Source organism: Alteromonas confluentis, assembly GCF_001757105.1.
In the GTDB taxonomy this organism is placed as follows: domain Bacteria; phylum Pseudomonadota; class Gammaproteobacteria; order Enterobacterales; family Alteromonadaceae; genus Alteromonas; species Alteromonas confluentis.
Genome location: NZ_MDHN01000040.1, coordinates 64278 through 74189, shown reverse-complemented (window position 1 = coordinate 74189; position 9912 = coordinate 64278). Strand labels below are relative to the sequence as shown.

Annotated in this window: 9 protein-coding genes and 3 tRNA genes (1 of these 12 cut by a window edge); 11 read left to right on the top strand and 1 reads right to left on the bottom strand. The window is 47.5% G+C overall.

What is annotated here, in order from left to right; translation table 11 throughout:
* The 10 genes from BFC18_RS21750 to BFC18_RS17170 form a co-directional block, all read left to right on the top strand.
* Window positions 1–39 (top strand) — tRNA-OTHER (locus BFC18_RS21750); it begins 107 nt to the left of the window's first position.
* A gap of 190 nt (window positions 40–229) precedes the next feature.
* Window positions 230–305 (top strand) — tRNA-Glu (locus tag BFC18_RS17205).
* Window positions 306–496: 191 nt separating this feature from the next.
* A tRNA-Glu gene (locus BFC18_RS17200) sits at window positions 497–572 on the top strand.
* 164 nt (window positions 573–736) lie between these two features.
* Window positions 737–1777: a tetratricopeptide repeat protein gene (locus tag BFC18_RS17195; protein ID WP_070126793.1), complete on the top strand. Its 1041-nt coding sequence runs from the start codon at window positions 737–739 to the stop codon at window positions 1775–1777.
* A 182-nt stretch (window positions 1778–1959) separates the two neighbouring features.
* Window positions 1960–2865: a M14 family metallopeptidase gene (locus BFC18_RS17190; RefSeq protein ID WP_070126792.1), complete on the top strand. Its 906-nt coding sequence runs from the start codon at window positions 1960–1962 to the stop codon at window positions 2863–2865.
* Window positions 2866–2970: 105 nt separating this feature from the next.
* Complete coding sequence (locus BFC18_RS21745) at window positions 2971–3129, top strand: hypothetical protein (RefSeq protein ID WP_170826619.1); 159 nt, start codon at window positions 2971–2973, stop codon at window positions 3127–3129.
* A gap of 132 nt (window positions 3130–3261) precedes the next feature.
* Window positions 3262–4218 carry a tRNA dihydrouridine(16) synthase DusC gene (dusC, locus tag BFC18_RS17185; protein WP_070126791.1) on the top strand — a complete coding sequence of 319 codons (957 nt, stop codon included), beginning with the start codon at window positions 3262–3264 and terminating at the stop codon, window positions 4216–4218.
* 122 nt (window positions 4219–4340) lie between these two features.
* Window positions 4341–5762, top strand: coding sequence for an amidohydrolase (locus BFC18_RS17180; protein WP_425388400.1), 1422 nt, complete (start codon window positions 4341–4343; stop codon window positions 5760–5762).
* On the top strand, window positions 5759–7054 hold the full coding sequence (locus BFC18_RS17175; RefSeq protein ID WP_070126789.1) for an amidohydrolase family protein: 1296 nt from the start codon (window positions 5759–5761) through the stop codon (window positions 7052–7054). The genes BFC18_RS17180 and BFC18_RS17175 overlap by 4 nt, the downstream gene beginning before the upstream one ends.
* A gap of 176 nt (window positions 7055–7230) precedes the next feature.
* A complete protein-coding gene (locus BFC18_RS17170; RefSeq protein ID WP_070126788.1) occupies window positions 7231–8505 on the top strand; it encodes a class I SAM-dependent methyltransferase in 1275 nt (424 codons plus the stop codon).
* Between the two features lie 28 nt (window positions 8506–8533).
* Here the strand turns inward: BFC18_RS17170 and BFC18_RS17165 are convergent, their stop codons facing one another.
* On the bottom strand, window positions 8534–9202 hold the full coding sequence (locus BFC18_RS17165) for an arylesterase (RefSeq protein WP_083273158.1): 669 nt from the start codon (window positions 9200–9202) through the stop codon (window positions 8534–8536).
* Between the two features lie 16 nt (window positions 9203–9218).
* Here BFC18_RS17165 and BFC18_RS17160 point away from each other — a divergent pair, with 16 nt between their 5' ends.
* The gene (locus BFC18_RS17160; protein WP_070126787.1) at window positions 9219–9911 is read left to right on the top strand and encodes an ABC transporter ATP-binding protein; all 693 of its coding nucleotides are present in this window, start codon (window positions 9219–9221) and stop codon (window positions 9909–9911) included.
* Window position 9912: the final 1 nt, after the last annotated feature.

The window sequence follows — 9912 nt, the reverse complement described above, 5'->3', positions numbered from 1 at the left end:
ACGGCGGTAACAGGGGTTCGAATCCCCTAGGGGACGCCATTTATATCGCGTCACAGTCGATTAAAACTGTGAGATAGGCCGGAATGGTTGGTTGTAGTTTGCATCGGTGAGTTACAGTTAAGCATTTCCAGGACTTGAAAATCAGTAAAGCAAAAATGCCGCGCGGTTCGCAGGCTCACCTTGCCTTTACTGAAATTTAGCGAAGCTTGCTTCGCTGAGCAAAATTTCAGTCCCCTTCGTCTAGAGGCCTAGGACACCGCCCTTTCACGGCGGTAACAGGGGTTCGAATCCCCTAGGGGACGCCATTTATATCGCTTCACAGTCGATTAATACTGTGAGATAGGCCGGAGTGGTTGGTTGTTTTTCGCATCAGCGAGTTACAGTTAAGCATTTCCAGGACTTGAAAGTTCAGTAAGAAGAATAAGGTCGCTCATCTCGCGGGCTCGATTCGCCTTACTGAAAATCTCGGAAGCTTGCTTCCGAAAGAAGATTTTCAGTCCCCTTCGTCTAGAGGCCTAGGACACCGCCCTTTCACGGCGGTAACAGGGGTTCGAATCCCCTAGGGGACGCCATATAAGAAAGACCAGCATCTGCTGGTCTTTTTTTTGGTCAAAAATTCCCATCAACCAATAGTCACCCGGTTAGTTGTCACCTTCACAAATTGTTACCTTTTCACTTAGTATCAAAACCATAACCTTGATAGTCTGATAATTGATTACTAAAAGGAATTATCACGATGCAAGGAAAGCCTTTCATAAAGCGACTATCTCATATTGCCCTTTGCCTGGGCGTGTTGTCTTTTTCGGCCATCACCCAAGCCGATACCCTTATTTCCGATGATGCGCTGGATGCCTGGTTCAAAGACGGTAAATACGAACAAATTATCGATACCCTTGAAGGAGAAGAGGCAAAGTCGCCAGAACGTTTCTCTACGTATATCTCTGCCCTCATGCGCACCGATCTTGATGATGCAGAGGAAGCGGCTGAAGATTTTATCAACGCTTATCCTAATGAGTACCGTGTTTATCTAATGCACGCCAGTGTGATGGGGGCGCAGGCCGGAGAGAGTGTTTTTTCTGCATTGGGCTATGCCAAAAAAGCCCGGAAGAGCCTGGAAAAAGCTATTGAAGTCGCACCGGATGAAATTCAGACCTATCAGGCGTTATTTCAGTTTCACTTGTTTGTCCCATCCATTGCTGGCGGAGACATGGATACGGCTAAATCCCTGGTAGAAAAAATTGCAGCAATTGACCAAAACGAGGGGCAATTTGCTGAGGCGAAATACCTCATCGCGGATGATAAAAAAGCGCAGGGCATTGCAATCTTGCAATCGCTGGCCGCAGTACCTGAAACCCAGGTTGAAGCCAGATTTATTTTGGGTGACCACTACATAAGTGATGAAGCTTATTCCCAAGCTGTTGAAGCACTGTCTCCATTGATGGATCTCGAACTTGAAGTGGTGTCCGAACAAGATGAGCTGGCTTGGGAAACATATAGCGAAAATCGTTATGATCAACTTTATGGTTTTTACCGGCTCGGACAAGCCGCGGTGCAGTCAGGTGAATATACAGAACTTGGCATTAAAGCGTTGGAAGCGTATTTAACACAGTTGCTCGACACTACAATTGATACGAGGGGGCTGCCAACATTGAATTGGGCAAACCTACGTCTTGCTGAGTTGTATTTGAATGCAGAAGATAAAGCCCAAGCGAGACTGACTTTACAGCGCATCGAGGGTGAAGAAGATGAGCGGTTTGGGAAGTTGCTCAAAGCTTAAAGAAAAAAGTTTGATTGTCACTTCAGGCTGACAGCTCGCAACAACGAAGCCACCTGGATATGCATATCTGGGTTACATAACGTGATAAAGTGCATGTTCATCTGAGTCGCGATTCAGGCGGTATTCTCTGCCATGATATCGTGATTGTCAGAATACATTCTTTAAAGAAACAAAGGTTGGATATGCAAGATTACCCTATTGGAACCCCCGGCACACCTTGGTCAGAGGCTGAAAAAAAGCAGTGGCTCAATGCGCAAACTGTAAAACGCAGCTATAAGGAAGAAGTTATCGACCGGTTGCCTGCGTTGCCGGACAACTACGAAATTAGCCAATACGGTGCATTACCGTACGATGAATCCCGTTATCCACTTTTTGTTATAAAACCTAAATCCTTTGTCACTTCGTTACCCACCGTGCTTGTAACGGGCGGTGTTCACGGATATGAAACCAGCGGCGTGCAAGGTGCACTTAAATTTGTCTCACAACACTTAGCCGCGTGGCAACACAAGTGCAATTTTGTTGTGGCACCTTGTGTGAGTCCGTGGGGCTATGAAACGATTAATCGCTGGGACCCGCTAGCCATCGACCCCAATCGTAGTTTCCGCGAGAATTCACCGGCACCGGAATCAGCCATGTTGAAAGCCATGGTAGACGCCATTGAAGAACCTATTCATATGCATATTGATTTGCATGAAACTACAGACACAGATAATTCGGAATTTCGTCCTGCACTCGGTGCAAGAGACGGCATTACCCAGGATGTTTGGGACATTCCCGATGGTTTTTATCTCGTGGCCGACAGCGGGAAAGTCGAATTGGATTTCCAGAAAGCCATCATCGAAAAAGTACGTGCTGTAACCCATATTGCGCCAGCGGATGAAAATGACAAAATCATCGGGGCTGATGTCCTTTCCGATGGTGTTATCAGCTACGACAAGAAATCATTGTTTCTGTGTGGTGGTCTGACTGATGCGCCCTATGTCACGACAACTGAAGTGTATCCAGATAGTCCGTCAGCGTCTGACGAAATCTGCAATGATGCTCAAGTGGCAGCGATTATTGGTGGTCTGGAATATATTTTGGCGTAGTAAAAGCTGCGTTAGATCATAAAATATCGACGTTTGAACTTCTGGACGTTTGAAAGTATAGACGTCTAAATGTATAGTGTGCTTCCTGATTTTGCGAGGCACCCTATGTATACCTTCACCGCTCTGATTTACGATGGCAATCGTCAGCGTATCGTTTCTCACCATTGCGATACTAAAAGTGAATTTGAACAATATCTTACCAGTGAATTTGGCTGTTACGTTTGCCTGTGGATTGCGCAGGACGTTAAAAATATCGCCAGCTGAGTCGTAAACTTCGTTATTAGCCCTCGTTAAATTCTCCATGGCCCGGATGACCCGCTGGCGGTTCTCTGCTACACTTCGCGGCCAATTTTTGTCCTCCGACAATATCCACTAACTAATGCGATCGTTAAACCTATGAGAATCTTACTTGCTCCCATGGAAGGGGTTGTTGACCATCTGATGCGAGACATGCTGACCCGCGTGGGCGGTTTTGATTTGTGTGTAACTGAATTCGTACGTGTCGTAGAACAAAAACTACCAGCCAAAACATTCTATAAACTTTGTCCTGAGCTGCATCATGGTAGTGTGACACCGTCCGGCGTGCCGGTTCGGGTGCAATTATTAGGTCAGCATCCTCAATGGTTAGCCGAAAATGCACAAACCGCAGTGGAACTTGGCTCCCCCGGTGTTGATCTTAACTTTGGCTGTCCGGCAAAAACGGTGAACAAAAGTAAGGGCGGGGCGGTACTGCTAAAAGAAACCGAAACCCTGTATCAAATCGTGAAAACGGTACGCGAGGCCGTGCCGGCGGATCAACCGGTAACAGCGAAAATCCGATTGGGTTTTGAAGACAAATCTCTGGCGATTGATAACGCCATAGCGATAACGGAAGCGGGTGCCGACCAACTCGTGGTGCATGCGCGCACCAAAACGGAAGGTTATAAACCGCCGGCATATTGGGACTGGATAGCCCGTATTCGCCAGCACACAAACATACCTCTGGTCGCCAACGGCGAAATATGGAACGCCGATGATGCCCGGAAATGTCAGGCCCAGTCTGGCTGCGTCGACTTAATGCTCGGACGAGGCGCACTGGCCATGCCTAATCTCGCCCGTACTATCCGTGGTGAACAGGACATCATGGACTGGAGCGAAGTTGCAGATTTGCTGATTCATTACTCGGGGTATGAGATTTACGGCGACAAAGGCCGATATTATCCAAATCGAATAAAGCAGTGGTGTGGCTACCTGAAGCGTCAGTATCCGCAGGCTGAGGTGCTGTTTAATGATATCCGCAAACTGCAAAAAGCGGATGAAATCGTTGAAGTCTTACGCCGCCAATCGTCGCAAACTCCAGTCTTCGCAGGCTAACGTCGCTTAATCGCAGCAAAACTTGCGTGAAGATCCGTAATTGTCTAGGTTGGGATTGGGGAGAGCTATTAAACATAGCTGAAAGTCTCATACCGAAAATCTGAACAATAATAACGGAACCAATTATGAAACACACATCATCAAAGCTGGCCATTGCGCTGGCTTGCCTGTGTTCGACTGTCTCAATGCAACCGATAGCGCAAGCTGAAGAGCAGACCGAACAGGCGCCACACGTTTCAATTAACACCGACCCGTATCCAAGCACCTACACACCCATTTCGGGCAAACCGACAGTTATCATCAACGTTACCATTCTTGATGGTGTTGGCAGTCGTATTGAAAACGGAATGGTTTACTTCGCCGATGGCAAAATTGTGGCTGTGGGGGAAACCGTAGATTATTCCAATGATGCCGTGGTCATCGACGGTAAAGGAAAATGGGTAACGCCAGGCATTATCGATAATCACAGTCATTTGGGAGTTTATCCAACGCCCTCCGTAGGCTCGACGTCAGACGGTAATGAAATGACGTCACCGGTTACGCCTGGCGTGTGGGCGGAGCACTCTGTGTGGCCACAAGATCCTGGCTTTGGCCGGGCACTGGCAGGTGGTGTGACATCACTACAAATTCTGCCCGGTTCGGCAAATTTGTTTGGTGGACGCTCCGTGGTGCTTAAAAACGTGCCTAGCCGCACCATGCAAGACATGAAATTTCCTGATGCGCCTTACGGCATGAAAATGGCCTGTGGGGAAAATCCGAAGCGGGTTTACGGAAAGAAGGGCGGTCCAATGACCCGCATGGGTAACGTGAAAGGTTACCGCCAAGCCTGGTCCGACGCGCAAAATTATATGCGCGAATGGGAAAAATACGAGGCTGATTACGAAGCAGGGAAAAACCCTAAAGCACCGAAACGAAACCTCGATCTGGAAACCATGGCCGGCGTGCTCAACGGCGATATACGGGTGCACATGCATTGTTATCGCGCTGATGAAATGACGGTAATGATGGACATGATGAAAGAGTTTGACTATCAAATTGCCGCATTCCACCACGCGGTGGAAGGATACAAGATAGCGGACAAACTCGCTGAAAATAACGTGTGTGCCTCAATGTGGGCAGACTGGTGGGGCTTTAAACTGGAAGCTTATGACGGCATTCGCGAGAATATTCCGGTAGTCCATGCCGCCAACGCCTGCGCAATTGTGCACTCAGATGACGAATTGGGTATTCAGCGCTTGAATCAGGAAGCGGCCAAAGCCTGGTCGGACGGCAAGCGTGCCGGTATCGATATTAGCATGGAAGAGGCGTGGCAATGGCTGAGCGCTAATCCTGCTAAGTCATTAGGGATTTTTGATAAAACCGGTTCGCTGGAAGCGGGTAAGAATGCTGACTTGGTATTATGGACGGGGAATCCGTTCTCCACTTACACCAAAGCAGAACAAGTTTTTGTGGATGGCGGAAAAGCCTATGAGCTAGGTAATCCGGACAGCTGGCCACTCAGTGATTTTGAAGTCGGCCAGGTCGGCGAAGGAGATGTAAAATGAAACGCTTATTATCTCTGGCTATTGCCACAGCACTCAGTTCTACCGTAATGAGTACCAGCGTACTGGCAGAAAATATCGCTATTGTGGGCGGTAAAGTGATTACCCAAACAAAGCAAGGCACGCTGGAAAGCGGTACGGTGCTTATCAAAGACGGCGCAATTGAGAAAGTCTCCTCGGGCACTAATGTTCCTTCTGGCTATACCAAGGTCGACGCCAGCGGTAAGGTGGTTACCCCTGGTTTTGTAGGCGCGCTTACCTCGCTTGGTTTGGTAGAAGTGGCGTCCTGGGCGGGTGAAGTGGATTCATCGGCGAGCAGTACAAAAGTAAGTACCACGGGCGCAGCGCTAGACGTGACTTACGCTATTAATCCGGATTCCACACTGATTGATGTTTCCCGTATAGAAGGCGTAACCTCAGCGGCTACTACCATTGCGAATACCGATCTCATGTTCCATGGGCAGGGCGCGGTGATTGGACTGGATGATGATGCTGACATTCTTAAAGACAAAGCCTTTATGGTGGTGAATATGGATGGCGCGTCTGCAGACAGTCATGGTGGTTCCCGAGCGGTATTATGGGTAACGCTGGAAGCACTGATTGATGAAGTGGCAAGCACCAAGAAAATACCGTCGCTGACATCGGGCTGGGATGGCATGAACGCCCGAGCGGACATTAAAGCGCTGAAGGGTGTTTTAGAAGGAGATATTCCACTGTTTATTGAAGCAGACCGGGCCGCTGATATTCGTCAAGTCTTAGCCTTCAAGAAACGTCATCCGGACATCAGCATCGTATTGCTGCATGGCGTTGAGGCGTGGCGTGTTGCTGACCAACTGGCCAAAGCGAACATTCCCGTTATTCTCGACCCGCAACTTAACTTGCCGGGCAACTTCGAGCAGCTTGGTGCAACCCTGCACAATGCTGAGCGACTTGAAAAAGCCGGTGTGAAAGTGGCCATTGGCATGGAAACACACAATATTCGTCTGGCGGCGCAACATGCCGGTAATGCTGTTGCAAACGGCTTGTCTTATGAAGGCGGCATTGCCAGCTTAACCTCAGTGCCAGCAATGATTCTGGGCGTTGACAATCAGGTGGGGTCTTTAGCGCCGGGTAAACGGGCTGATGTTGTGATTTGGAGTGGTGATCCCCTTGAAGTCACCGAAGCTGCAGAGCAAGTGTATATTGAAGGAGAGGCCATTGATATGTCGTCCCGTCAAACCAAACTGCGCGACCGCTATATGGCGTTAAAAGACGTATCTGCGAGCAAAACGTCCCATTATGTGAAGCCTCAGTAGCCACTCTGCATCACGTTTTAACAGCGTAGTTCGCAATTAGCAATGAAACGGGACCATGCTGGTCCCGTTTTTTTTGTCTAAAAATACTTCACACCGAGGATGCGAAAATACAATAAATGGCAGATATCTAAATTGTTTCTATACTTTGTAAACCACATCTTCAGACATGGAAAGCAATGCTCGCGAAACGATTTGGAAACGATGGGAAAGCCACTTTACCGATTAATGGTCAACAGGCGAACGCCGTTCAGGCCTTCTTGAAGGAAGTCGACAGTGGCAGGATGCAGATTGAATATACAAACTGCGTTTGTGGTGCAGATAATTTTGAAGTGTTTGCCAATAAAGATCGTTACGGTATACCGCTTCAAACGGTTTTGTGCCGATCTTGTGGTCAGGTTATGTCAAATCCTAGGCTGAACAAAGCCAGTACGGAATACTTCTATCAGCATCATTACAGACCCATTTATGTTGGCCTAGAAAAAGCCGACGAGATCTTTTTTAATAAACAAGTCAGACACGGTTTTCGCATTTTAGATTTCGTGCAGGCCCATGGCATAATGGCACAGTCAACGGTGCTCGAAATTGGTTGTGGGGCAGGCGGGCTATTGTGGCCATTTAAAGAAGCGGGCTATCAGTGCAAAGGTATCGATCTCGGTTCTCAGTACCTCGGTATCGGTCGTCAGCATGGTTTAGATTTGGCTTGTCAGTCGTCTCAGCAATTAAAAGCAGAAACCGGACATACCTTCGACGTCATCATTCTAAGTCATGTTCTCGAGCATTTCGTTTCGATGGATGATGAGCTAAATACGGTTTATGACCTGCTCTCTGAAAACGGTGTTTTGTACGTAGAGGTGCCGGGCTTATTCAACTTAAAACACAGTTACGAATGTGATTTCTTGCTCTACTTGCAAAACGCGCACAACTATCATTTTAATTTATCGTTACTCCAAAATCTGCTTGCCGATTTTAATCTTTCGATGGTCGCTGGAAATGAAAGTGTTCAGGCGCTTTTTATAAAAAATGTCGACGAGGTGCAAAAAGCTGGCTCTCAATATTTGCCCGTGTCTGAATTTTTACAGCAGTTGGAAGTTAATCGTGCCTCATGGAATGAAAGTTTAAAGCAAACCAAAAGGCAGGCTAAATTAGACATCATTGCCAAAGTGAATGATGTATTAAGCGCGTATCCTGAAAACAGTGTGTGTTTATATGGTACCGGTTCTCACACGGCACATTTACTCTCAAATATTGAAAGGATAGAGGTGATTCGTTCGGTGTTGACAGACAACGACGAGGAAGTGGGGAAACACCTCGCCGGAAAAGTGACGGAGCGGCTATCGGCGCCTTATCCGCAGGCAATAATAATATCTTCAGATACTTATGAAGAGTCTATTTATCGAAGGATCTCGCACCTCAAAAATAGTGGTGTAGACATTATTACCTTGTACAGATAAGACACACCTAATAGCGCTATTACTCATGTTACTTTGTGATAAGCGGGGTTAAAGCATCACGCATGAATTGCGCAATCATAGGTTGCGCTTTAGCATTGGGATGAATGCCATCGTTTTGCATCAACGATTTGTCTAGCGCCACATCTTGAAGGAAAAACGGGATTAAAGTTATTTCATTTTCTTCGGCGACTTTGTCGAATGCATCACCGAACATCTTGGTGTAACGGCTACCGTAATTGGTGGGAATTTGCATGTCCTGAATGAATACCGTAGCGCCGCTGTCTTTAGCGAGTTTTACCATTTCACTTAGGTTAGCACGGGTTTTGTTTACCGGGTGGCCCTGTAATCCGTCATTTCCACCAAGCTCGATAAGTACATGAGAAGGCTCATGTTGTTCCAACAAACGTGGCAATCTAGCAAGGCCACCATCTGTGGTTTCTCCGCTTATCGCAGCATTTACTACATCAATCTGAAGCTGTTCGTCGTTCCAGATATTTTGTAACAAACTTACCCAACCCTGCTGTTGCTTTAACCCGTATCCAGCGCTTAGGCTATCACCTAAGACTAACAGCTTGAATTGTTGGGGCGTTTGCGACGATTGCGTCGCAGCATACAGATGATCTGAATATACGCACAGCTGTAAGAAAACTAAGGCCAGCGCAAGCCTGTATTGGCGAAATCGTTGTAACGAAAACACGACAGTGACTACTCCTATGATAAGCACCCGAAAAATTACCAAAACAGTCTCTACGAGTGAAGGTGAACTTCAGATCCTTCAACCAATTTCATTTGAAGTCAAGGCAGGTGAGTCTATTGCCATTGTCGGCGCGTCTGGTTCCGGTAAATCTACCTTGCTCAGTTTACTGGCTGGATTGGATGAAGTGAGTAGCGGCGAAATATTGTTAGATGATGAGCCGCTACACAAAATGAATGAAGAAGCCCGCGCGCGTTTGCGGGGTGAGAAAGTTGGTTTTATTTTCCAAAGTTTTATGTTGGTGCAAAGTTTAACCGCATTGGAAAATGTCATGTTACCGGCGGAAATTTCCGGTCTCGACAATGCAAAAGGTCGGGCAACGGAAATACTGGAATTAGTTGGGCTATCTCATCGAGCGCACCATTATCCTAACCAGTTGTCTGGTGGTGAACAGCAGCGAGTTGCCATTGCCCGAGCGTTTATCGGTCAACCTAAGATCCTCTTCGCTGATGAACCCACCGGCAACCTGGATGCGGCGAACAGTGAAAAAATCGAACAGCTGTTATTTGATATGAACCGCGATATTGGCACGACGCTGGTGCTGGTGACCCACGACAACGAATTGGCGAAACGCTGCAGCCGTCAATTGACCATGCAGGCTGGGGTGCTTACAGAAACCACTGCGCCGGTTACTGCTGTCGAGGAAGCGTGAT